The sequence below is a fragment of the Streptomyces sp. NPDC005706 genome, from assembly GCF_040631045.1.
Classification (GTDB): Bacteria; Actinomycetota; Actinomycetes; order Streptomycetales; family Streptomycetaceae; genus Streptomyces.
Genome location: NZ_JBEXYS010000012.1, coordinates 1 through 23,366, shown reverse-complemented (window position 1 = coordinate 23,366; position 23,366 = coordinate 1). Strand labels below are relative to the sequence as shown.

22 protein-coding genes are annotated in these 23,366 nt (G+C 74.1%); 7 read left to right on the top strand and 15 right to left on the bottom strand.

Annotated features, from left to right (window positions below):
* Positions 1–187 precede the first annotated feature (187 nt).
* On the top strand, positions 188–1,471 hold the full coding sequence (locus ABZ478_RS20370) for a glycosyltransferase (RefSeq protein WP_359551317.1): 1,284 nt from the start codon (positions 188–190) through the stop codon (positions 1,469–1,471).
* Between the two features lie 113 nt (positions 1,472–1,584).
* On the opposite strand, the gene ABZ478_RS20365 is transcribed toward ABZ478_RS20370, so the two are convergent.
* The 4 genes from ABZ478_RS20365 to ABZ478_RS20350 are packed head-to-tail and all read right to left on the bottom strand — an operon-like array spanning position 1,585 to position 5,090.
* Positions 1,585–2,487, bottom strand: a complete 903-nt coding sequence (locus ABZ478_RS20365) for an SDR family oxidoreductase (protein WP_359551314.1) — start codon at positions 2,485–2,487, stop codon at positions 1,585–1,587.
* Entirely contained in the window at positions 2,484–2,936 is a 453-nt protein-coding gene (locus ABZ478_RS20360) for a hypothetical protein (RefSeq protein ID WP_359551312.1), read from the bottom strand. The genes ABZ478_RS20365 and ABZ478_RS20360 overlap by 4 nt, the downstream gene beginning before the upstream one ends.
* Positions 2,937–2,968: 32 nt before the next feature.
* Positions 2,969–4,588, bottom strand: a complete 1,620-nt coding sequence (locus ABZ478_RS20355) for an NAD(P)/FAD-dependent oxidoreductase (protein WP_359551310.1) — start codon at positions 4,586–4,588, stop codon at positions 2,969–2,971.
* Positions 4,581–5,090 (bottom strand): SRPBCC family protein, encoded by a 510-nt coding sequence (locus ABZ478_RS20350; RefSeq protein ID WP_359551308.1) that lies wholly within the window; start codon positions 5,088–5,090, stop codon positions 4,581–4,583. Before ABZ478_RS20350 ends, ABZ478_RS20355 begins: the two co-directional genes overlap by 8 nt.
* 119 nt (positions 5,091–5,209) lie before the next feature.
* Here ABZ478_RS20350 and ABZ478_RS20345 point away from each other — a divergent pair, with 119 nt between their 5' ends.
* Both ABZ478_RS20345 and ABZ478_RS20340 read left to right on the top strand, forming a co-directional pair.
* A complete protein-coding gene (locus ABZ478_RS20345) occupies positions 5,210–5,434 on the top strand; it encodes a hypothetical protein (RefSeq protein ID WP_358933639.1) in 225 nt (74 codons plus the stop codon).
* A 162-nt stretch (positions 5,435–5,596) separates the two neighbouring features.
* Positions 5,597–6,007 (top strand): ATP-binding protein, encoded by a 411-nt coding sequence (locus tag ABZ478_RS20340; protein WP_359551305.1) that lies wholly within the window; start codon positions 5,597–5,599, stop codon positions 6,005–6,007.
* Positions 6,008–6,040: 33 nt separating this feature from the next.
* Here ABZ478_RS20340 and ABZ478_RS20335 read toward each other — a convergent pair whose 3' ends face one another.
* Together ABZ478_RS20335 and ABZ478_RS20330 are read right to left on the bottom strand one after the other, a co-directional pair.
* A complete protein-coding gene (locus tag ABZ478_RS20335) occupies positions 6,041–6,943 on the bottom strand; it encodes a YegS/Rv2252/BmrU family lipid kinase (RefSeq protein ID WP_359551303.1) in 903 nt (300 codons plus the stop codon).
* A 51-nt stretch (positions 6,944–6,994) separates the two neighbouring features.
* Positions 6,995–8,587, bottom strand: a complete 1,593-nt coding sequence (locus ABZ478_RS20330) for an FAD-binding oxidoreductase (RefSeq protein WP_359551301.1) — start codon at positions 8,585–8,587, stop codon at positions 6,995–6,997.
* A gap of 83 nt (positions 8,588–8,670) precedes the next feature.
* On the opposite strand from ABZ478_RS20330, the gene ABZ478_RS20325 reads away from it, so the two are divergent.
* On the top strand, positions 8,671–9,270 hold the full coding sequence (locus ABZ478_RS20325; RefSeq protein ID WP_359551298.1) for a TetR/AcrR family transcriptional regulator: 600 nt from the start codon (positions 8,671–8,673) through the stop codon (positions 9,268–9,270).
* Positions 9,267–10,850 (top strand): glycerol-3-phosphate dehydrogenase/oxidase, encoded by a 1,584-nt coding sequence (locus ABZ478_RS20320; protein ID WP_359551295.1) that lies wholly within the window; start codon positions 9,267–9,269, stop codon positions 10,848–10,850. Before ABZ478_RS20325 ends, ABZ478_RS20320 begins: the two co-directional genes overlap by 4 nt.
* Before the next feature lie 253 nt (positions 10,851–11,103).
* Here the strand turns inward: ABZ478_RS20320 and ABZ478_RS20315 are convergent, their stop codons facing one another.
* Positions 11,104–12,477: a tannase/feruloyl esterase family alpha/beta hydrolase gene (locus tag ABZ478_RS20315; protein ID WP_359551294.1), complete on the bottom strand. Its 1,374-nt coding sequence runs from the start codon at positions 12,475–12,477 to the stop codon at positions 11,104–11,106.
* Positions 12,478–12,984: 507 nt separating this feature from the next.
* Here ABZ478_RS20315 and ABZ478_RS20310 point away from each other — a divergent pair.
* Positions 12,985–14,211 carry a cytochrome P450 gene (locus tag ABZ478_RS20310; RefSeq protein ID WP_359551291.1) on the top strand — a complete coding sequence of 409 codons (1,227 nt, stop codon included), beginning with the start codon at positions 12,985–12,987 and terminating at the stop codon, positions 14,209–14,211.
* 11 nt (positions 14,212–14,222) lie between these two features.
* Here the strand turns inward: ABZ478_RS20310 and ABZ478_RS20305 are convergent, their stop codons facing one another.
* The 7 genes from ABZ478_RS20305 to ABZ478_RS20275 form a co-directional block, all read right to left on the bottom strand.
* Positions 14,223–15,017 carry an SDR family oxidoreductase gene (locus ABZ478_RS20305; protein ID WP_359551288.1) on the bottom strand — a complete coding sequence of 265 codons (795 nt, stop codon included), beginning with the start codon at positions 15,015–15,017 and terminating at the stop codon, positions 14,223–14,225.
* Positions 15,018–15,072: 55 nt separating this feature from the next.
* The gene (locus ABZ478_RS20300; RefSeq protein ID WP_359551286.1) at positions 15,073–16,134 is read right to left on the bottom strand and encodes a YihY/virulence factor BrkB family protein; all 1,062 of its coding nucleotides are present in this window, start codon (positions 16,132–16,134) and stop codon (positions 15,073–15,075) included.
* 64 nt (positions 16,135–16,198) lie between these two features.
* The gene (locus ABZ478_RS20295) at positions 16,199–16,786 is read right to left on the bottom strand and encodes a sigma-70 family RNA polymerase sigma factor (RefSeq protein WP_359551283.1); all 588 of its coding nucleotides are present in this window, start codon (positions 16,784–16,786) and stop codon (positions 16,199–16,201) included.
* Positions 16,787–16,952: 166 nt separating this feature from the next.
* Positions 16,953–17,675: a hypothetical protein gene (locus tag ABZ478_RS20290; protein ID WP_359551281.1), complete on the bottom strand. Its 723-nt coding sequence runs from the start codon at positions 17,673–17,675 to the stop codon at positions 16,953–16,955.
* 87 nt (positions 17,676–17,762) lie between these two features.
* On the bottom strand, positions 17,763–18,419 hold the full coding sequence (locus ABZ478_RS20285; RefSeq protein ID WP_359551280.1) for a ScbR family autoregulator-binding transcription factor: 657 nt from the start codon (positions 18,417–18,419) through the stop codon (positions 17,763–17,765).
* A gap of 267 nt (positions 18,420–18,686) precedes the next feature.
* On the bottom strand, positions 18,687–19,925 hold the full coding sequence (locus tag ABZ478_RS20280) for a cytochrome P450 (RefSeq protein ID WP_359551277.1): 1,239 nt from the start codon (positions 19,923–19,925) through the stop codon (positions 18,687–18,689).
* A gap of 121 nt (positions 19,926–20,046) precedes the next feature.
* Positions 20,047–20,730 (bottom strand): ScbR family autoregulator-binding transcription factor, encoded by a 684-nt coding sequence (locus ABZ478_RS20275; RefSeq protein ID WP_359551275.1) that lies wholly within the window; start codon positions 20,728–20,730, stop codon positions 20,047–20,049.
* A gap of 387 nt (positions 20,731–21,117) precedes the next feature.
* Here ABZ478_RS20275 and ABZ478_RS20270 point away from each other — a divergent pair, with 387 nt between their 5' ends.
* Positions 21,118–22,944 (top strand): acyl-CoA dehydrogenase, encoded by a 1,827-nt coding sequence (locus ABZ478_RS20270; RefSeq protein WP_359551273.1) that lies wholly within the window; start codon positions 21,118–21,120, stop codon positions 22,942–22,944.
* Here the strand turns inward: ABZ478_RS20270 and ABZ478_RS20265 are convergent.
* A partial coding sequence (locus ABZ478_RS20265; RefSeq protein ID WP_359551271.1) for an RNA-guided endonuclease TnpB family protein occupies positions 22,941–23,366 on the bottom strand: 426 nt, incomplete at its 5' end. The two genes, ABZ478_RS20270 and ABZ478_RS20265, sit on opposite strands and share 4 nt — an antisense overlap.

The window sequence follows — 23,366 nt, the reverse complement described above, 5'->3', positions numbered from 1 at the left end:
CACCTCGGCGGCCACGAAGAAGTGTTCCCGCGCCGGCGGCCGATGGGAGCGCTCCCATCCCTGCCGTCGGCACACCCGCGAGAACCGCAAACCGTGCGAACGCAGCACCCCACGAAGCGAGGTAACAGATGGAACAGCCAACCCCCGGACGCACCACGGCCGTTTCTCTCCGGACGGAGGTGGCGGTATGAGGATCGGCGTGTCCACGGCCGGCAGCCGCGGCGACTTCGAACCGTACGTGGCCCTCGCCCAGGGCCTGATCGACGCCGGGCACGAGGTGGTGTTCGCCGCGCCCCGCGACGCCCGCCACCTGGTCGCGGGGACGGACGCCGAGTTCGTCGAGATGGATCTGGAAGTCCGCGAGGTGCTGCGCTCCGAGGAGGGCCGGCGCTGGCTGGCCGCCGGGAACGTGGAGGCTTACCTGGCGGGCATCGCGAAGATGTTGTCGGAGGCCCGGCACACCATCGGCGACTCGGTGCTGGCGGCGGCCGAGGGCGCCGACATCCTGGTGAGCGGCGTCAACACCGAGGACTACGCGCTCGCGGTCTCCCAGTCGCGCGGCATGCCTGTCGTCCTCGGTCACCTGACGCCGTGGCTGCTCACCGACGAGTTCCCGCAGCCGCTGACCCCGCAGGCGGTGCCGGACGGTGTCCCGCCCGAGCAGTACCACCTCCAGACCCACCAGGTGGCCGAGGAGGTCTACTGGCAGGGCAAGAAGGACGACGTCAACGAGTTCCGCGACTCGCTCGGCCTGCCGCCGGCCCCCGGCGCGGCGCTGACCTGGACCGTTGACCTGGGCCTTCCGACGCTCCAGGCCTTCAGCGAGCAGGTGGTCCCGCGCCCGCACGACTGGGCGCCGCAGAACACGGTCACCGGCTTCTGGCGGCTTCCGCACGCGGTACGCGAACGGGTCGGGGAGGCGGTGGTCCCCGGCGGACTGGCCGACTGGCTCGCCGCCGGGCCGGCCCCGGTGTTCCTCGGCTTCGGCAGCATGCCGGTGCTGGACCCGCCGAAGCTGGTCGACCTGATCGTGCGGGCCGCCGCGCGCACCGGGCTGCGGCTGCTGGTCGGCGTCGGCTGGTCGGACCTGTCCGGACTGACCGGCGACCTGCCGGAGAACGTGCGGCTGGTGGGCGCCGTCGACCACGACTGGCTGTTCCCACGCTGCCGGGCCGTGGTGCACCACGGCGGTGCGGGCACCACGGCCGCCGGCCTGACGGCCGGGCTGCCCACCTGGATCTACACCGTCTTCAGCGACCAGCCGTTCTGGGGCGACCGGGTGGCCCGCCTCGGCGTCGGCGGGTACGCGAACTTCCAGGAGTTAGGGCTGGAGCACCTGGTCGGGGTGCTGGACCGGCTGGTCGGCGACGACCTGCGCGAGCGCGCCGCCGCCATCGGCGAACGGCTCCGCGCGGAGGACGGCGTGGGTACGGCGGTCAACCTGATCGGCAAGCTCGCCGACCGGGGCTGACGCTCCGGAGAGTGCCGCGGCCCCCGCCGCGGCACTCTCCGGTACCACCCGGCACCCTCACGTACTGAGCCGGCGCCGGCCCGCTTCCCGTCCCGTACCCTCCCCCGTCCTGATCACCGGTCGTCCCGTCCCCCGGCCCCGGCCGCGGCGCGGTCGGCGTCGCCGCCGGCGCCGAGCAGCCCGGTGTGCGGGAGGGGTTCCCGCGCTTCCAGCCGGGGCAGTTCGCGACGGGACAGCCGCAGGACCACCGGGGGCAGGGCGGCCCGCGCCGGCTGCACGAGCCGCAGCCAGGCCGGTGCGTACATCGCCGTCCGGCGGCGTTCCAGGCCGCGGACGACCCGCTCGGCGACGTCGTCGGCGCGGTACGTCCGGCGGGCGGGCGGCGGCATGTGGCCGCGCAGTTCCCGCAGCACGGCGTGCCGGTCGGCGTCGCGGATCATCTCCGTGTCCATCCAGTTGAGGTAGGCGATGCCCACACCGACCCCGCGGTGGGCCACCTCGGCCCGCAGCGAGTGCGTGAAGGCCTCCACGCCTGCCTTGGAGGCGCAGTAGGCGCTCATCATGGGAGCGGCGCCCATGGAGGCCAGGGAGGCGATCTGCAGGTAGTAGCCGGCCGTGGCCGTCAGGTCCGGCAGGAAGACCCGGGCCGTCTGGGCGCTGCCGACGAGGTTCACCTCGATCACGCGGCGCCACTCGGCGGGGTCCGAGGAGGCGAAGGGGCCGCCCTCGGCGACGCCGGCGTTCGCGATCACGGCGGACGGGCGCCCGAGGCGGCGGCGCACCTCCTCGGCGGCGGCCCGCAGCGCGGAGGCGTCGGTGATGTCCACCTCGTGGGCCAGGGCCGGCCCCGGCAGCCGGGCGGCGACCTCCGCCAGCAGGGCCGGCTCGTGGCCCAGCAGCGCGGGTACCCCGCCGCGGCGGGCGACCGCGTACGCGAGTGCGGCGCCCAGGCCGCGTGCCGCGCCGGTCACCACGACCACCCGGTCCCGCAGGGGGCTGCCGCCCGCGCGCGTCATGAATCCTCCGCCGCGGGGCGGGCCGTGTGGTCCGGGTGCCCGGCGGTACGGCGGGCCTCCTTCATCTCCGCCTCGTACAAGTGGTCGCGTCCCTGGGCGAGTTCGTCGACCGCCCTGCGCTCGAGCTCCCGGAACGGCCGGTAGTAGGTCTGGTCGTAGGCCTCGACGATCTGGAACGTCCAGTGGCCGGGGATGACGTTGCGGCCCAGGATCTCCGTCTCGACCTTGTCGGCCCACTCCGGGTGCCCGGCCTCCCGCAACAGGCGCACCGCACGGTCGAGTTCGAGGTCGGCACCGCCGGTGAGCTGGTGGAAGTCGTACAGGCTGCCCCGGGCCCGTTCCGTCGTCTCCAGGGCCTTCGACAGTGATCCGAGGGCCTCGACCGTCTTGTCGTCGACACCCTCCGGGCGCCGGTGCCGGCGGTCGGGGCCGTCCTGGTGTTCGCTCATGCCGCTCCCTGCTGTTTCGCTGTTGCCGGCCGTCAGCGCCGGCGGCCGGTCCGGTCGCGCCGGGCGAGCATCCGCTGGGCGCCGGCCAGGCCCCTGGTCCGGTGCCCCCGGAGCACGGCCCGGGCCGCGTTCGCCCCGCACGCTCCGTGTACGCCGCCCCCGGGGTGGGCGCCGGCGGAGGCCAGGTAAAGACCCGGCACGGGGGTCTCCGGCCGTCCGGTGCCGGGCAGCGGACGGAAGACGAGCTGCTGGTGCATGGCGGTCGTGCCGCCGTTGATGGCACCGCCGCAGAGGTTGGCGTCGAGTGCCGCGAGTGCGGGCGGGGCCAGGACGCGCCGGGCGCGGATGCGGGACCGGAAGCCGGGCGCGAAGCGCTCGACCTGGCGCTCGACCCGGTCCGCCATGCGCTCCTGGTCGTCGGGGCCCCACTTCCCGCTGATGCCCTCGTCACCCGCGTCTCCCCGGATGTCGTGCGGGATGTGTGTGTAGGCCCATGCCGCCTCGGTGCCCTCGGGGGAGCGGGAGGCGTCGGCCGTGGTCATCTGGCCGAACAGGGCGAAGGGGCGGTCGGGCACCTGGCGCATGGCGATCTGCGCGGCGAAACGGGTCAGCTCGTCCATGCCGTCGGCCAGATGGACGGTCCCGGCGCCGGCGGCCCGCTCGTCCCGCCACGGCACCGGGCCGTCGAGCGCCCAGTCGACCTTGAAGGTGGCGAAGTCCCACTGGAAGCGCCGCAGATCCTCCAGCACCTGTGCGGGCAGGTGCTCGGGGCCGACCAGCTCCTCGTACAGGGCGGGCACCGCGACGTCGGCGAGCACGGCGCGCCGGGCGGACACCGCCTGCCCGTCGGCCGTACGGACGCCCACCGCCCGGCCGCCGCGTACGACGACCCGCTCGACGCGCCGCCCGCAGCGCAGCTCTCCCCCGCGGCTGAGCAGCCGGCGCACGAGCGCGCCGGTCAGCTCCCCGGACCCGCCCACCGGCACGGGGAAGCCGTAGGTCTGTCCCAGCATGGACATCAGCCAGCCGAAGCCTCCGCTGCCCGCGGACTCGGGGGCGAGGTCGGCGTGCAGCGCGTTGCCGGCCAGCAGCAGCCGGCCGCCCTCGCCGCGGAACTCCTCCTCGCCCATGCGGCGCACCGGCAGGATCAGGGAGCGTGCCACCCGCAGGCCGCCCGAGGCGCGCAGGTCGAGGGCCAGTTTCGCCATGGACTTGACCGGCGGGAAGGGGGTGAACAGGGCGCCCAGCACACCGGGGCGCAGCTTCCGCCAGAGCTCGACAAGCCGGTGCCAGGCGGCTCCGTCGCCCTCCGCGAAGGAGTCGAGGGATGCCGCCGTGTCGTCGGTCCGCCGGTGCAGCACCGCGCATCTGCCGTCGCTCAGCGGATGGGCCAGCACGCTCGGCGCGTGGCCCCAGCGCAGTCCGTGCTCCTCCAGGCGCAGCGCGGAGAGCACGGGCGACGCGGCCGCCAGGGGGTAGAACGAGCTGAACATGTCGCTGACGAAGTCGGGATCCACACCGCGGTCGTGCCGTACGGCGCCGCCCGGCTCCGGCTGCTCCTCCAGCACGGTCACGCTCCACCCGGCGTCCAGCAGCAGATTGGCGGCCACCAGGCCGTTGGGGCCGGCCCCGATCACCACGGCGTCAGGCATGACCGGCTCCGCTCCCGCCCGTGGCGTACCGCCCGCCCGGCCTCGGGTGCCGTTCCCGCTCCTCGGCGGTGTCGTCGCCCTCGCAGGTCTTCGCCAGGCGCGCGAGCATGGCCCGGTGCCGCAGCTGGATCAGTGCCTCGAAACCGAGGTTGTGCAGAGCCCCGCCCGCGCCCTGGAGCGGGTGCTCGTCGACGATGACCAGGCAGTGCTCCCCCCATTTGCGCAGCTCGATGGAGATGCGGGCGGTGCCGAGCGGGCCCGCGTGGGCCTCGAGTTCCAGGACGGATCCCTCCACGCAGCGCCGTACGACCGTCTCGTTGCCGACCTCGAAGGGGCCCAGCCGGATCTGGTAGCTGATCGACGCCGACTCCTGCGGCCACTCGCCGTCCTTCGGCTGGGACGCGGCGGTTCCCACCACCCACTGCGCGTACCGGGTGCCGTCGGCGAGGACCTCCCACACCCTGGCCGGACTGGCCTTGATCAGACGATGCCGAACCGCCACGTGCGCCTCCTGGTGGATATGTCCGTTTGACTGTTCTCGCCGAGTGCCCGCTCCGGCCCTGCCCGACACGTGTCCGCGTCCCGCGTGCGAGGGCGGCCGGATCGGCCGATGCTGGAGCCATGCCCGGCAAGCGTCCCGTGATCGTGCAGCTGCCGTCCCCGACCGGCGGACGCCGGGTACGGGTCGACGGCGAGATCCTCGGCCTCGCGCACAGCGTGCGCGACCTGGTCGAGTTCCTGCGCCGCGCGGGCCTGGAGATCGAGCCGGAGGACGTGGCGGACTCGCCGCTGATCGACTGGCGCGGCATGGGCCCGGACCGGTGGGAGGCCGAGACCCGGACCTGAGCCCGGGACGGCCGCGCGGTCCTCCGGACGGAATCGAGGCGATCCGCCCGATGCCCGGTGCCCGGTGTGCCCGATGGGGTACTGGTCGCCGGGTACTGGTCGCGTCGATACCCGGTGAGCGGGTATGCGCGTCGCAGGGCCGCCACAGCGGGAGGGCACACCTTGAGCGATTCATCACTGCGGGCGGTGGGCTGGGCACGCTCACTGCCGCTGGACTCCAGCGTCAAGACCGCGCGCGACTGGGCACGGGAGCATCTTCGGTCACTGGGCTGGACCGAGTCCGCGCCGGACACCGTGGACGACGTTCTGCTGACCATCTCGGAGCTGGTCACCAACGCCCACGTGCACGCGCACAGCGCGGCCGACCTGGTGCTGACCTGGGACAGCACCTGTCTGCACGTGTTCGTCCACGACCGTTCCCGGCGGCTGCCGGTTCCGCGCCCGGCCGACACCGAGCGACCGGGCGGGCGGGGCATGCTGCTCGTCGACGCGCTGGCCGACACCTGGCAGGCCCGCCCCTGCCCGGACGGCAAGGTCGTGCACGCCTGTTTCCGGCCGCCGGCTCCCGGCTGACGTACGGGCTCCTCCCGGCCGCCCGGTGGCCGGTCAGTCGACGGCGGTGCCGGGCCGGTACAGCACGGGCAGGTCGGCGGGGCGCACCCGGAGCGTCACCGGCAAGGTGGCCTCCACCTCGCCGTCGGCGCCGTAGGGCACGGGCCGGGAGGCCTCGATGCGCAGTTCGCGTCCGCGCAGGATCCGTACCTCGGGGCGCTTCACATGGGCCCCGGTCTTCAGTTCGTTCATCAGCGTGAAGAACAGCAGGCGCGGTGCCTCACGGATCAGTACGACGTCGAGCAGTCCGTCGTCGACCCGCGCCCCGGGGGCGATGAGGCGGCCGAAGCCGTAGTAGGGGGAGTTGGCGGCCACCACGGTGTAGCCGCGGTGGTGGTGTTCCTCGCCGTCGACGGTGACCAGGTAGTCGGCCGGCCGCCAGGTGGTGACGGCACGCAGGCCGCCCGCGTAGTACGAGGCGGCGCCGCGCAGCAGCCGGGTGTGGTTCGCGTGCCGGTTGGCGAGCGCGTCGACGCCGGCGTAGACGCTTCCGAGGACCACGGTGCGCCGGTGGACGGCCGATTCGACCTCGATGGTGTCCACCCGTCCGGGCTCCGCGTGCAGCAGGATGTCGGCGAGTGCGGCGGGGTCGCGGGGCAGGCCGAGGGCGCGCGCGAAGTCGTTGCCCCGCCCGGCTGGTACGAGGCCCAGGACGGTGCCGGTGCCGCTGAGCGCGCCGCCGATGCCGCCGGCCATGCCGTCGCCGCCGACCGCCAGGACCACCCGGCCGCGTGCTCCGGCCTGCCGGGCGATGTCCTGGGCGTGGGCGAGGCTGTGGCTGTACTCCGTCTCCAGCCCGGCCCCGGCCTCGCGGAGCAGGCGGGCCACCTGGAGCAGGGACGCCGCTCCGGTCGAGTCACCCGCGGTCGGGTTGACGACGGCGGTGAACTGTCGCATCGGTGTGCCTCCGGGCGGTGACGGTGGGAACGGAAGGGGCCGGCGGGTGGGTCAGTCGGTGGGCAGCAGGACGCCCGGGTTGAGGAGCCCGTCCGGGTCCAGGCGGTGCTTGACGGCGCGCAGCGCGGCCACGCCGAGGGCGCCCGCCTCCCGTACGTACCAGTCACGGTGGTCGGTCCCCACGCCGTGGTGGTGGCTGATGGTGCCGCCGGCGGCGAGGACGGCGTCGTTGGCGGCGTGTTTGGCGGGCGCCCAGTGCGCGACCGGGTCCTCGCCCTGGGCGCTGACGACGGTGAAGTACAGGGAGGCGCCGTTCTCGTACACGTGGGAAATGTGGCACATCACCAGCGGAGGTGTGCCGGCCCGGGTGAGGGTCTCGGTGAGCGCCGTGCGCACCGCGGTGTACAGCTCGGGGACGCGGGACCAGAAGGCGGCGGTCTCCAGGGTCTCGGCGAAGGCGCCCGCGTCGAGCAGGGCGTCGCGCAGGTAGGGCGCGGCGTAGCGGCCGTGGGCCCAGCGTTCGCCCGGTTCGGCGCCGATCAGGGTGCCGCCGCAGTCCCGCAGGACGGCCGCCGCGCGCTCGCGTCGCCGCCCGGTGTCCTCGGCGGTGCCCTCGTATCCGGTGATCGCCACGCATCCGGCGTCGCCCCGCTCCAGACGGGAGCCGATGGCGTCCGGCTGGGCGAGGCCGATGAGCGTCTCGGTCTCGTCGGACAGGCGCAGCACGGTGGGCCGGGGTCCGTCCTGGGCGAGGCGGCGCAGGGCCGCGGCGCCCTCGTCGAAGGAGTCGAACCGCCAGCCCTCGTAGACGCGCACCTTCGGCAGCGGGCGGATCCGTACGAGGACGGAGGTGATGACGCCGAAGGCGCCCTCCGAGCCGAGGACGAGCTGGCGCAGGTCGGGGCCGGCGGCGGAGCGCGGGGCGCGGCCGGTCTCGATGGTGCCCTCGGGGGTGGCGAGGGTCAGGCCGAGGACCATGTCGTCGAAGCGGCCGTAGCCGGCGGAGGCCTGCCCGCTGGAGCGGGCGGCGGCGAAGCCTCCGATGGTGGCCCACTCGTAGGACTGCGGGAAGTGGCCGAGGGTGAAGCCCTGTTCGGCCAGCAGGGCCTCGGCCTCGGGGGCGCGCAGGCCGGGCTGGAGCACGGCGGTGCGGGAGACCGGGTCGAGGTCGAGCAGGCCGTTCATGCGGCGCAGGTCCAGGGCGACGAAGGCGCGCCGTTCGGGGGCGAGCCCGCCCACGACGGAGGTGCCGCCGCCGAACGGGACGACGGCCAGACCGTGCTCGGCGCAGGCCCCCAGCACGGCGAGGACCTCGTCGTGGGAGGCCGGCAGGACCACCGCCTGCGGGACGTCGGTGACGTCACCGGCGCGCAGCCGGAGCAGGTCGGGGGTGGACTTGCCGCGGGTGTGCCGGATGCGGCTCTCGGCGTCGGTGAGGACGTGCTCCTCGCCGCCGGCGGCTTCGGCGAGCGCCTTCAGGGCTGCCGGTCCGGCGGTGGGTCCGGGCAGCCTGATGTCCTCGAGGGCGAGGGCCGGCGTCGTGCGCGGGGTGACCCCCAGCAGGTCGCGCAGCAGTCCGGTCACCGTGCCGGGCAGGGGTGCGGCCTTCGCCGGGTCGCCCCAGCCGTTCCACAGCATGTCCATCGAAGGGTCGTCCTCACAGGTCGGTGTGCTCGGTTCGCGCGGCGGCGGCTCCGCCCGGCCCCCGGGGCGTTACACTGTGACACATGACGCCTATTCGTCACAACGGTCCGGACAGCGATCCCGTGCTCGACGCGGTGCGCGACTGTGTGCTGGCCGTCGGGGTGCGCCGCACGACCCTGGCCGACGTGGCCCGCCGCGCCGGCGTCTCGCGGATGACGCTGTACCGGCGCTGGCCCGATCTGCGCACCCTGGTCGGCGATCTGATGACCCGCGAGTGGATCGACGTGGCCACCCGTGCGATACCGGAGCCCACGCCGGACACCGTCACCCGCGCCCGGATCGTGGACGGGCTGGTGACGGGGGTGGAGGCGTTCCGCGCGCACCCGCTCTTCCGGAAGATCGTCGACGTCGATCCCGAACTGCTGCTCCCCTACGTCCTGGACCGGCGCGGCACCAGCCAGGTGGCGCTGCTGGGGCTGCTGGCCGAGGCGCTGCGCGAGGGCCACACGGACGGTTCGGTGCGCATCACCCACACCGAACGGCAGGCGCGCGCGCTGCTGCTGGTGGTGCAGTCCTTCGCCCTGTCCCTGCGCACGATGACCGACGAGGACGACCCCGACCTCGACTCCGCCGCCCTGCTCGGTGAGCTGCGCGCCCTTCTGGAGAGGACCCTGACGCCATGAGCCACCCCGAGGCCGTACCCGGCTCGTCCCTCAGCGCGGGCCGGCGCTCGCGAGAACTCGCCGAGGCGGCGGACGGCCGGGTCCGCGACGTGCTGGTCGTCGGGCTCGGCGCCACCGGTGCCGGAGCCGCCCTCGACGCCGCCGCCCGCGGACTGGACGTCGTCGCGGTCGACGCCCACGACCTGGCGTTCGGCACCTCGCGCTGGAGCTCCAAGCTGATCCACGGCGGGCTGCGCTATCTCGCCTCCGCGCAGTTCGACGTCGCGCACGAGAGCGCCGTCGAGCGCGGGGTGCTGATGACCCGCACCGCCCCGCACCTCGTGTCCGCCCAGCCGTTCGTGCTGCCGCTGACCCCGCTGGTGTCGCGGGCCCAGGCCTCGCTGGCCTGGGCCGGGTTCCGGGCCGGTGACATGCTGCGGCTGGCCGCGCGGACGCCCCGGCAGGCGCTGCCCGCGCCGCGCCGGCTGTCGGCGACGGAGGCCCGGCATCTGGCGCCCGCGGTGCGCGCCGACGGGCTGCGCGGCGGGCTGCTGTCCTGGGACGGCCGGGTGACCGACGACGCCCGGCTGGTGACCGCCCTGGCCCGCACCGCCGCCGCGCGCGGCGCCCGGGTGCTGACCCGGGTGCGGGTGCTGGAGCTGACCGGGACCGGCGCCCGCGTCCGGGACGAACTGACCGGGGAGGAGGGCGAGATCCGCGCCCGCGCGGTGATCAACGCCACCGGCGTGTGGGCGGGCGAGCTGGTCGACGGCATCCGGATCCGCCCCTCCCGCGGCACCCACCTGGTCCTGCGCTCGGAGCGGCTCGGCACGCTGCCGGCCGGGCTGCACATCCCGATCCCCGGCGAGACCAACCGCTTCGTGCTGGTCCTGCCCCAGGGTGACGGCCGGGTCTACGTCGGCCTCACCGACGAGCCGGTCGACGGCCCCCTGCCGGACGTGCCGGAGGTCCCCGAGACCGACATCGGATTCCTGCTGGACGTGCTCGGGTCCGTCCTGGACGTTCCGGTGCGCCGGGACGAGGTCGTCGGGGCCTTCGCCGGGCTGCGGCCCCTGCTGGACACGGGCGGGTCCCGGGGCGCGGGCGACGCACCGGCCCGGACCTCCGACATCTCCCGCCGGCACGCGGTCCTGACCTCGGCGGACGGGGTGACCACCGTCGTCGGCGGCAAGCTGACCACCTACCGGCGGATGGCGCAGGACGCGGTGGACGCCGCCCTCGAGGCCCGCGGCCTGTCCGCCCGGCCCTCCCCCACCATGGATCTCCCGCTGGTCGGTGCCGCCCCGCCCGGACTGCTGCGGGCCCTGCCCGCGCCCCGCCGCCTGGTCCGCCGGCACGGCACCGAGGCGCCGGCCGTCCAGGCCCTGGCGACACGCGATCCGGCGCTGGCCGAACCGGTTCTGCCGGGCCATCCGGTCACCCGGGCCGAGCTCGTCTGGGCCGCCCTGCACGAGGGCGCCCTGGAGGCGTCGGACCTGCTGGACCGCCGCACCCGGATCGGCCTGGTCCCCGAGGACCGCACCGAGGCACTCACCACCGCCCGGGACGCACTGGAGCGGGCGGCCGCCGGGCACCGCTGAGTCCGGGCAGTCCCCGCCCGGCCCGCACCGGACCGGGTACCCGGGGACGCTTGCCGACGAGGTCACATCCGGCGAGCCCCTCGGGAGCGCCATCGGGGACGGCCGGCGGGGCGCCTCGGCTCGGGGGGAGCCGTCACGCGGTCGGGCCCGCGGCCCCGTGCCGGTCGGCTCGCCGGTGTGCCGGCCGGTGCGCCGCTCGCGACGCGCCGGTGCCGGACGGGTCGCGCGGCCCTCGGCGACGGCCGGCCCACCGTCACGTCAGCGACCCGGAGTTCACCAGGTCACCGGTGGCCGGCCGGGCCACCGTGCCGCTCGCCGGGGGTTCCTCGTGGTGTTCCACCCAGTCCGTCAGCGCGGTGAAGGCGGCCCGGTAGCAGGGCAGGATCGGGCGGAGCCGGTCCGGGTAGGTGTCGTAGAGGCTGTCGACGTGGGTGCCGCCCTCGATGCGGTAGTAGCGGTGCAGCCGGGAGCGGCCCTGCTCGGCGATCATCCGCGCGTACAGGTCGGACTGGACCCGGATGGGGATCAGCGCGTCCAGGGTGCCGTGCACGGTGATCATGGGCTTGCCGATCCGGCCGGTGAGCGAGACCCGGGCGACCGCGTCGTGGACGGCGCGGGGCCGTGACGCGTAGTCGTAGCCGGCGTCGGAGGGGCAGGGGGCGAGGATCTCCTCGACCGTCGAACCGGCCGAGGCGCCGGGGCGGTCGGGGTCGTAGCCGGGGTCGAACTCGGCGCGGTAGGTCTTCTGGGTCAGCCCCCAGTAGACCTTCTCGTGGTAGGGCCACAGGAACTCCGAGCCGCGGGCGAACCCGGCCGCGTACATGTCCTCGTCGCCGGCCCGGCCGAGCTGGCGGGCGACGGCGGTGGGCAGGAACGTGAAGAGGTTCGGGCCCTCCGGGCGCCACAGCGGCCCCTCCCAGTCCACCCCGCCGTCGTACAGCTCGGGGTGGTTCTCCAGCTGCCACCGGGTGAGGTAGCCGCTGTTGGAGATCCCGGTCATGTAGGTGCGGCGCGGGGCGTGTCCGTAGTGCTGGGCGACGACCGCCTTGGCGGCACGGGTCAGCTGGGTGGTGCGCCGGTTCCACTCGACGACGGCGTCGCCGGGACGCTTGCCGTCGGTGTAGAAGTCGGGCCCGCTGTTGCCCTTGTCGGTGGCGGCGAACGCGTACCCCTGGGCCAGCACCCAGTCGGAGACGAGGGTGTCCATCGCGTACTGCTTGCGCACGCCGGGGGCGCCGGTGACGACCAGCTTGCCGTTCCAGTCCTCGGGCAGCCGGATCACGAACTGGGCGTCGTGGTTCCAGCCGTGCAGCGTGTTCAGCCGCGAGGAGCCGGGGAAGTAGCCGTCGATCTGCAGACCGGGCACGCCGGTGGGGTTGCGGGTGCCCTTGGCGGCGAGCCCGGCCCAGTCCGCGGTGTCGGTGTAGGACGTGCCGGCGAGGGCGCTGGTCGTCAGGTCGTCGTGGCGGGAGATCTGCTGCAGTTCGGCGCCCGGAACGGTGATCCGGCGCCGGCCGCCGCCCCGGCCGGGCGAGCCGTCGTCGGCCCGGGCCGAGGCCGCGGGGGTGACGGACGCCGCCGCGAGCAGGGCGGCGGACAGGAGGGTGCTTCGACGGCTGGGGTGCATGGTGCGGCCTTCCGGGTCCGGTGGTGCGGGTACGGAGGGAGCTGGAGCGTGCCGTGCACATGTTTGGCCTCCCACGCCCGCCCGGCCATGGTCGACAGCCACACATCGAAAGCGGCAGCGATGGCATGAGCACACATGCCGCCGGGGTTCGGCGCGCCGGCCGCCGGTGGGTGTCGCCGTCACCCCCGGCGTGCGGGCCGTCGGTGGCTGCGGCACGCTACAGACAGGTTCGGCGAAGGGACGCAGCGTGGCCGACGGCGGCAGACCGCCCCGGCCGTCCGGGCGAGGCAGCGCGGACGGCGCCGGGCGAGCACACGAGCCGGCCCCTCGACCGGGCGGGCAGCCCCGGACCCCACGGCCGGTCCGGGTGGTCGTACGGCGGGCACCGCGTCCGCACCGCGACGGCCCCTCCCCCGGATACTCCGGCGTGGAGCACGGGACCTGCTGACGCGCGGCCGCTCGCCGGAGCCGCGCTTGGGACTCGGGGACAGTCAGGAGTGATGCGACATGAGCTTCGACACCGAGCCCTCGGCACCTGCCCCGCAGGTGCGGCACTGGCCCGTCGACGACCTGCCCGCCCTGGAGCCCGACCCGTTCCTGGACGAGGTGCTCCGCGACGAACCGGTCACCCGGATCACGCTGCCGTACGGCTCCGGGGACGCCTGGCTGGTCACCCGCTACGAGGACGTCCGCTTCGTGACCTCCGACCCGCGCTTCTCCCGTGCGGAGCTGGTCGGGCGCACGGTGACCAGCATGGCGCCGCAGGCCGTGGCGTCGCAGACGGCGGGGCTGCAGTACATCGACCCGCCGCGGCACACCCGGCTGCGCCGGGTCGTGGCCCGGGCGTTCACCGCGAAGGGCATGGACCGGCTGCGCCCGCTGGCGGAGCGCACCGCGGAACGGATGCTCGACGGCATGGAGCAGGCCGGACCGCCGGCCGACCTGATGGAGCACCTGCACACGCCGTTCCCGATCGCCGTCGTGTGCTTCTTCCTCGGCGCGGACGAGGACGACTGGCGGGACTGGGCCGGGAACAACGAGGCGCTGCTGACCAAGGACCCGGACGGCGGCGACCGCAACCGGGCGGCGCGCGAGGCGACCCGCGGCCGGGTCGTCGATCTGCTCGCGCGCCGGCGTGAGGAGCCGCGGCAGGATCTCGCCAGTGTGCTCGCCCAGGCCGCCGCGGCGGGCGAGATCAGCGACGACGAAGCGGTCTCGCTCGCCATGGCCGTCTACGTCAGCGGCGGTCACGCGGTCCGCAACAACAGCGGCTCCATGATGTACGCGCTGCTCACCCATCCGGCCCACCGCGACCGGCTCCGGCGCGATCCGTCGCTGGTGCCGAAGGCGGTGGAGGAGCTGTACCGGTTCGTGCCCCACCGCAACGGCGTCGGGATCCCCCGGGTCGCCACCGAGGACGTGCAGGTCGGCGGCCGGCTCATCCGCAGCGGCGATGTCGTCTACAACGCCTACGTCGCCGCCAACCGGGACCCCGCTGTCTTCCCCGACCCGGACACGCTCGACTTCTCCCGGGACGGCGCCGGGCACCTCGCCTTCGGACACGGACCGCATTTCTGCCTGGCGGCCCTGATGGCCCGGATGGAGGCCGAGGTCATGATCGGGGCAGTGCTCGGCCGGTTCCCGCGGCTCCGGCTCGCCGTGGCGGCCGAGGACGTGGAGTTCCAGCGCGACGGGCTGATCCGCGGGCCCCGCGTCCTGCCGGTGACCTGGTAGCGCGGGGCCGGTCAGGGCAGGATCGCGTCGACGTACCCGCCGTCGACGCGCAGCGCTCCCCCGGTGGTGGCCGAGGCCTGCTCGGAACTGAGGTAGACGACCATGTTGGCGATCTCCTCCGGCTCGATCAGGCGTTGCAGCAGGGACTGCGGGCGGTGCTCGCGCATGAAGGCCCGCTGGGCCTCGTCCCAGGGCAGGGACCGGTCGACGAGTTCGTACACGAAGTCCTCGACCCCGCCGGTGTGGGTGGGCCCGGCGATGACGGAGTTCACCGTCACGCCGGTGCCCGCCGCCTTCTTGGCGAATCCGCGGCTCACCGCGAGCAGCGCGGTCTTGGACATCCCGTAGTGGATCATCTCGGCGGGGATGACGACGGCGGAGTCGCTGGCGACGTACTGGATCCGCCCCCAGCCGCGCTCGGTCATACCGGGCAGGTACGTCCGGGTCAGCCGTACGGCGGCCAGGACGTTGACCTCGAAGTACCGCCGCCACTCGGCGTCGGTGATCTCCAGTGGGTCGGCGGAGCCGAAGATGCCGAGGTTGTTGACGAGGATGTCCACCCGCGGCAGCAGCCCGGCCACCCGGTCGGCGCCCTCCTCACCCGCCACGTCCGCGGCCAGCGGCACCAGTTGCGCGCCGGGGACCTCCCGGGCCAGCGCCGCGACCGCGGCCGACACACTCTCCTCGCTGCGTCCGTTCACCGCCACCCGGGCGCCGGCACGGGCGAGACCGGCGGCGATGGCGGCACCGATGCCCTGCGTCGAACCGGTGACGAGGGCGGTGCGTCCAGTCAGATCGATGTGCATGCGACGACAGGTTCCCCGCGCGCGGGCCGCCCTACCGGGTTCCGGCCGGACAGGCTCACGCGTCGTCCAGCCGGCGTACGTCCTCCTCGTCCCACGCGCGCGTGTCGCGCGGTTCGACGTACGGCTCCGCCTCCGGCGGGTTCCCGCCGGCGATCGCCCGCTGCCGTGCGGTCTCCGCGTCGAACTCCAGGCCCAGCAGGATCGCCAGATTGCTGATCCACAGCCAGACGAGGAAGACGATGACGCCGGCCATGGCCCCGTAGGTCTTGTTGTACGAGGCGAACCCGGCGACGTACAGCGCGAACCCGGCCGACGCGAGCAGCCAGAGGAGCAGGGCGAGGAAGCTGCCGGGGGTGATCCACTTGAACCCCTTGACCTTGGCGTTCGGGGTCGCCCAGAACAGGATCGCGATCATCACGGTGACCAGGACGACCAGCACCGGCCATTTGGCGATGGCCCAGGCCGTCAGGGCCGCGTCCCCCATGCCGAGGGCCTCCCCGGCGCGCCGCGCGATGCCGCCGGTGAACACCACGATGAGGGCGCTGACCACGGCGAGCACCATCAGGACGACCGTCACACCGAGGCGGACCGGGAGGATCTTCCAGATCGGCCGGCCCTCGGGGACGTCGTAGACGGCGTTGGCCGTGCGGATGAACGCGGCGACGTAGCCCGAGGCCGACCAGACGGCCAGGACCACGCCGACGACGGCGAGGACGGAGCCGGTGCCCGCGCTGCCCTGCAACTGCTCCACCGCGCGCGTGAGGATGTCCCGGGCCGGGCCGGGGGCGAGGTGCTTGAGGTTGGTCAGCACCTTGTCCGTGGCGGACTTCCCCGTGATGCCCAGCAGGGAGATCAGCACCAGCAGCGCCGGGAAGAGGGACAGCACGCCGTAGTAGGTCAGCGCCGCGGCCCGGTCGGTCAGCTCGTCGTCCTTGAACTCGCGCAGCGAGCCCTTGAGAACCCGGCCCCACGCGGCCTTCGGCAGTTTCGTCGGCGCGTCCGGCGCGCGCCGCTCCACCTCCGGGCCGGGCCCGGCCTCCTCCGGTGACGGCGGCTCGGGCGCCTTGGTCTCGTCGTCGTGATGGTCCTTGTGCCCTGGAAGATGCAGTCGTGCCATGCCCCACGGGTACCCCCGGAGGCGCGGATACGCAGCCGGGGGCAGGACACGGGGCGATTCTCCGTCAGGCGGCCTCGTCCAGCAGGCCGGTCAACGTCGCCCGGGCCCGCGCCACGCGGGAGCGGACCGTACCGACCGGGCAGCCGCCGGCCCGCGCCGCCTCCGCGTACGGCAGCCCGGCCAGCTGGGTCAGCACGAACGCCTCGCGGCGCTCGTCCGGAAGCGCGGCCAGCAGGTCCAGCAGGGCTACGCCCTCGTCGAATCCGGGCAGGCCGCGCGGCTGGGCGCCCTCCACGGCGGTCTGCCAGTCGGGGGCGTCGCAGAGCCGGGGCCGGGCGGCGGCGCGCCGGTGACTGTCGGCGACCGCGCGGCGCGCGATGGACAGCAGCCAGGTGCGCGCCGAGGAACGGCCCTCGAAACGGTGCAGGCTGCCGAGCGCGCGCAGGAACGTGTCCTGGGCCAGGTCGTCGACGGCCTGGGGGTCGGCGCACAGGTGGGCGACGTAGCGCCGCACGTCGCGGTGCAGCGCGCGGACGAAGTGCTCCAGCGCGCGGGGGTCGCCGGCCCGGGCCGCGAGGGCCCACGCGGTGACCGGCTCGTCGGCCGGGGCGGGATCTTCGGGTGCGGTGGGCAGGAGGGCAGGAGTGATCACCTGGTGTCCTTCTCGGATCGTCCGGATCCGGGCCGCGGGCACGGTTCGGCGCCGGCGGTCCGGTGAGGGGGGCCGGCCGCCGCGGCACGCGCGCGGAGGTGCGGGGTGTGCGCGGGTACGGCCGGGGCCCGGGGCACGCGGAGCGGCCCCGGGGTTCCTGCTGCCGTCAGGCGGCAGCGGCCCCGCCGGGCGGACCCCGGGAGACGATCGAGTGGACGAGGAGCAGCAGCCGCGGCGCCCGTGCCGAACGGCGGCGGCGGAGCCGCGGGTGCGGACGCGCCGGGGTGGCGGGCAGGGCCAGCAGCAGTCGCAGCGGTGCCGCCAGCCGGGCCGTCGCGGCCCGCAGGATGCGGAACGCGGCCTTCTCGCCGTACGCCAGCCACAGGCCGCACAGCAGCGCGGCGAGCAGGTGGGCGGCGAGCATGCCCGCGGAGGAGCCGACGCTGTCCGGGGAGTGCCGCGTGTGCCCCGCGCCGGCCATGTGCGCCATGTGGCTCATGAGGCCGGTGCCGTCCGGGCCCATGGAGCCCATGGAGCCCATGTCCATGGCGCCCATGTCGGCGGAACCTGCGCCGAGGGAGCCCGTGGAGCCCGTCCGCATCGAGGCCGGGTCCATGGGAGTCGTCGCGGTGGAGGCCGGCCGGGCCAGTGAGAAGGCCTCGTGCAGCACCGCCTGGGCGGCGACCACGACCGCCACGACCAGCGGCAGGCCGCGCTCACGTCCCGTCATCGACCAGCCGGCGGCGCCGGTCACGGCCAGCCCCGCCGCGAGCGCCCAGCCGGGGACGTGCCGGCCGGACATCAGGACGTGGCCCAGGGCCGCGAGCAGCACACAGACGGCCGCGAACACCGCGGCACGCGCCGCGCGCGACCCCCACCCTGCCGTCATCGCGCCTCATCCTCGCATCCGGGCGTTCCTCGTCGTGCCCCGGTACGTGCCGCGGACCGCTCGTGACTCAACCGGCGGGACGGCGGCCTACAGACCGGCCATGCTGTTCTCGGCGCCCCGGCCGACGGCCGGCTCACCGGCCGGCGGCCGGGCGGGGACGGCGGCGGGAGCGGCGGTCAGCCGGGGCAGCAGACAGGTCCAGAACTCCACCATGCGGTCCTCCGACTCCGGGTCGCGGTCCGGCCCGCCGAGCCGTTCGAAGCCGACCGTCGCCGCCACCACGACCGTGGCCACGCCCTCGGGTGAGACGCCGTCCCGCAACTCCCCCGCCGCGTGGGCTCGTCGGGCCGTGTCGCGCACCCAGTCGTGCCAGGTGTCGAGCACCGCCGTCCCGTTGTGCCGCGCGGGATCGGCACTCAGTACGAACCCGGCGCGCACCACGGGATCGGCGGCCAGGGCCACCACCAGCCGGCGGATCGCGGCGACCAGCGTCCCCGCCGCCCCGGTCTCCGTGGACCGCGCGCACTCGGCCAACTCCCTCACCGAGCAGGCGGCGGCCCCCTCGATCTCGCGGGCGAGGGCGTCCTTGCTGGGGAAGTGGAAGTGCAGCGCGCCGGCGCTGACCCCGGCCCGTCCGCTGATCGCGGGCAGGGAGGCGCGGGCGTAGCCGTCGTGGGCGAAGGCCTCCGCCGCCGCGCGGATGAGGGCCTGCCGGGTGCGAACCGCCCGTACCTGCTTGACCATGACGCCCTCCTCCTGGGCCTGCGCGGAGGCGGGCCACTCCTCAGCCCCGTAAACCGCATGTTCAGTATGTTTATGCCGGACGGGCACGGCAAGGCCTGGCGTCACGCCGGGTGCCAAAACCCGTAAGCGCTCTCAAATGCCCTTGTCGCATGGGGAGTACGCGGTGTGACTCACCGTTGGAAACCGCGCGTCTGGTCGGCGGGGGAGCGGGAGAAGTCCGCCGCCCGGGCTGGACGGCGGACTTCCGGCGGGCGGCCGCCCGCGCGCTCAGGAGTCCTGGGGGCGCAGCAGGACGGGCAGCGACCGGTAGCCGTTCAGCATGAACGTCGGCAGCGGCGCCAACTCCGTGGGCGTGCAGGCCAGTTCCACGTCCGGGAACATCTCGAACAGCCGGGAGAGCGCGGAGGCCGCCTCGATCTCCCCGAGCGGGGCACCGAGGCAGCGGTGGGGTCCGTGACCGAAGCCGAGGATGTCCCGGTCGCGGTCGCGCAGCAGGTCGAAGCGGTCCGCGTCGGGCCCGTGCCGCTCGGTCTCGTGGCCGCCCGCCGCGAAGTTGACGAGGATGCAGTCGCCCTTGCGGATCAGCACCCCGTCCAGGTCGATGTCCTCCACGGCGAACCGCATCGGCGCGTACGCACCGGGCGTGTGCACGCGCATGGTCTCGGCGACCACGTCCGCCCAGGTGGCGCGGCCCTCGCGCACGTGCGCGAGCTGGTCCGGGTGGGTGAGCAGGGCGCCGGCCGCGTTGGTGATGAGGGTGGCGGTGGTGTCCTGGCCCGCGGCGATGAACATGAAGAGGGAGCCGAGGAGTTCGTCCTCGGTCAGCCGGTCACCGTGGTCCCGGGCCGCGATCAGCGAGCTGGTCAGGTCGTCGCCCGGCCGTTCCCGCTTGTCCTTGACGAGCGCGGCCAGCCGCCCGAACGCCTCCAGCCGGGCGGCCTCCATCTCCGTGCCCGGCACGGTGGAGCTGAACACGGTGCTCAGCGCGGCGGACAGGGCGTCCGTCTCGGCGCCCCGCGGCACCCCGAACAGTTCGCAGATGACCCTGAGCGGCAGCACCTCCGCGTAGGCGGTGCGCAGGTCGACCGGGGTGCCGGACGGCAGGGCGGCGAGTTCGCCGAGCAGTTCGGCCGACAGTTCCCGGACACGGGGCCGCAGCGCCTCGGAGCGCCGCGCGGTGAACGCGCCCGCCACCAGGCGGCGCAGCCTGGTGTGGTGCTCCCCGTAGGCGAACAGCATGTTCTCGTTCGCCACCCACGGGTAGAGCGGCCACTCCTCGGTGATCTCCCCCGCTATGAACGGCGGCCAGTGCAGCCGCGCGCTGCGCGAGACGCGCGGGTCGGTCAGCAGCCGCTCCACGTGGCTCTGCCCCACGACGGCCCAGGCGAGGACTCCGCCGGGCAACTCGACCCGTACCGCGGGGCCCTGGGCGCGCAGCGTCGCTGCCTCACCCATGTGGTCCCGGCCCATGAGGTCCAAGGCGTAAGGGCAGGCGTTCTGTTCCATCGGTGTGCTCCCTGGGTCGGTCCTGCATCACGTTGTGGCGTGGCGACGCGCCCATGGCAGCGATGTCCGCTCCCCCACTCGGGGAGAGGACCGGCGGCCGTGCTCCGCGGAGGGCTCCCGGTCAGCCGGCGGCCGGGGCCTCCTGCGGTTCCCCGCGCAGCTCCATGGCCTCCTCGTGGACGCGTCTGCCCCGGTCGAGCGACATGTCCAGGCGCACCAGGACCGCGGGGACCGCGATGCTGGTCATCAGGTGCCGGTAGAGGTCGACCACCCGCTCCATCAGGTCCGAGTGATCGTTCATGATCTTGGAGAGCACCTGTGCCCCGGTGAACGCGGCCACGAACGCCTTCGCCGCGGCCCGGACGTCGACCTGGGGCAGCAGTTCCCCGTTCGCCTTCGCCCGTTCCAGCAGCATGGCGTTGTAGTCGACCCAGGAGGCCATGGGCACCCGCCGGTCCAGCCCGTCGTGCGGTGAGCCCTGGTCCACGGTGAGGCGGATACTGCCGCGCACCATGGGATCCCCCGAGCCCAGCAGGTGGGCGAGGAGGAAGCCCGCGTCCAGCCCCTCCTGGAGCACCAGTTCCCGCGGCGGCGATTCCGGCACCGACTTCAGCTGGTCGGTGAGCACCGCCTGGGCGAGCTGCTCCTTGGAGGCGAAGTGGAAGTAGAGGGCACCCTTCGTGACGTTCGCCCGCTGGAGGATCTCCGAGATGGTCGCGGCCTCGTAGCCGACGTCGGCGAACACGTCGGCGGCTGCCACCAGGATGTTGCGCCTCGTCCTGATCGCTCGCTCCTGCAGGGCCACGGCACATCCTCCGCACTCGCTTCACGGACCGGTCGGCCACGAAAAGAAACCGACAGGTACGTATCGTGCCACCGCGGAAGATGCCCTTTCAACCATATGGATACCTCCCCCTCACCCGGTGCACGGGCTCCCCGGGCCGTCGCCGACGCCACGATAAAACCTGTCGCCCGGTATCTCAATGCCCCGTCGGACCTGTCCGCACAAGGAAGGAGGCCGCACCCCCGGGGAGTTGGTCATTCCGTTCCCGACGGAGTCCGCCGGGGTTCACAAGACGCTCCTGTTCGGCCACCGTTGGCAGAAATTTGGCTTGATAAGCAAACCGGGAGGTCCGTATCTTCTGACTCTGCGCAACCCACCCTGCCGGATCTGCGACCACGGGAGAGGGTCATGACCCTTTTGACGTCCCAGGTACATCTCCCTCCTTCGCCGGAGATCGAGGACCACGGCGAGTTGACCCGGCTCCTCTTCGACGGCGACGACCGCGAGCGCGTCCACGGTATGTGGCGCGACCTCATCGCCAAGGACACGTTCCGCCACCGCCCCGGACTCGGCGCCGCCGAGCGCGCGGCTCTCTCCTACGAGTGGCTGCGCCTGGTGAACGACACGGCCGGAGGGGCCGAACGGCTCGCGAACGACCCCCCGTTGCTGGCGGCACTGCACGAGTGGGCGGCGATCGTGGACGGCGGCGGGGGCCTGTGCACGGTGGCGAGCATCCACTACAACCTCTTCCTGGGCAGCCTGCTCGACCACGGGGGCGCCGGGCGCCGGGACCTGTCCGACTTCACGGCCCTGCGGCGCACCGGAACGTTCCTGTGCACCGAGCTGGACCACGGCAACGACGCCTCGGCGCTGGAGACCACCGCGGAACTGGATCCGGTGACCGGCCGGTTCGTGCTCGACACCCCGCACCCGGGCGCGCAGAAGTTCATGCCCAACACCAGCATGACGGGCGGCCCGAAGAGCGCCGTGGTCGCCGCCCGCCTCATCGTCGAGGGCCGGGACGAGGGTGTCTTCCTGTTCCTGACCCCGCTGAGCGACGAGCGGGGGCTGCTGCCGGGCGTCCGGGTCCGCCGGCTGCCGCTGCGCACCGGGGCCCCGGTGGACCACTGCCTGACCTCGTTCGACCGGGTGATCCTGCCGCGCGAGGCCCTGCTGGAGTCCGAGCACGGCCGGCTGGACACCGAGGGCCGGCTGCACAGCGGCCTCGGCAACCGGCGCAAGCGGTTCCTGCACTCCATCGGCCGGGTGACCATGGGCAAGCTGTGCATGAGCGGCGCCGCCGTCGGCGCGACCCGGGCCGCGCTCGCGATAGCCGTGCACTACGGCGGCCAACGGCTGGTCAGCGGGCCCCGCGCGGGTGAGCGCATCCCGGTGAACGCCCATCGCTCGCACCACGGGCGGCTGCTGAAGGGCGTCGCCACGGCCTACGCCATGACCTTCCTGCACCGCGCGGCGCTCGCCCGCTGGGCCTCCGCGCACACCGCGGCGGACGCCGGGGAGCGGGCGGACGCCGAGCGGCTGATCGCCGTGGCCAAGGGCTGGATCACCTGGCAGGCGCGGGACATCGCGGTCGAGTGCCGGGAACGCTGCGGCGCCCGGGGCCTGTTCGCCGCGAACGGCCTGTCGGAGTTCCCGCAGTACATCGAGGGCACCATCACCGCCGAGGGCGACAACCTGGTGATCTGGGTGAAGGCGGCCGCCGAGATGCTGTTCGAGCATCAGCCGCCCCGCCAGGACCCCGAACCCCCGGGCGGTGTGGAGCGGTTGGCGGACGTCCGGCACTTGCGCGGGCTGCTGGCCCGGGCCGAGGCCGTCTGGCAGGACCGGGCGCGGGCGGCGCTGCGCCGGGGGCCGTCCGGTGATCCGGTGCAGCGGTGGAACGGCGCCTCCTCCGCAGCCCTGGAGATGGTCTCGGTGCACGCCCGGCTGCGGGCGGCCGACGCCTTCCTGGCCGCGGTGGCCCGGGCGCGGCACCCGGAGGCGGGCGAACTGCTGGAGAAAGTGTGCCGGTTGTTCCTGCTGCAGCAGCTCGGTGAGTTCACCGGCGACCTGCTGGCCGACGGCCACCTGTCCGGCGATCAGGTACGCGCCCTCCCCCAGTTGCTCGACGACGTCCTGCGCGACCTCGCACCGCACATGACCGACCTGGTCGAGGCGTTCGACCTGCCCAGGGAGTATCTGGAGGGCATCCCGTTGACTTCCTCCCCCGCCTAAAGGCGGGGGATTCCAGCGGTCGCCCGCTGGGGTTCCTGCTTCACCGACGACCGCCCCGTCCGGGAGGACTCCCGTTGAGGTCTTACACCGTCTCCACAGGCAGACGCCGCCAGCCCGGCGGCCAGGATGTTGCGTGCCGCGTTCACGTCGCGGTCATGCACGGCGCCACAGGCGCACGTCCACTCGCGGACGTTCAGCGGCAGCTTCCCGCGAACCGTGCCGCAGACCCCGCACAGCTTCGAGCTGGGGAAGAAGCGGTCGATTACGACGAGTTCGCGCCCGTACCAGGCGCACTTGTACTCCAGCATGGAGCGCAGTTCCGTCCACGCCGCATCCGAGATGGCGCGCGCGAGCTTGCCGTTCTTCAGCAGGTTACGGACGGTCAGGTCCTCGATCACGACCGTTTGGTTCTCACGGACGAG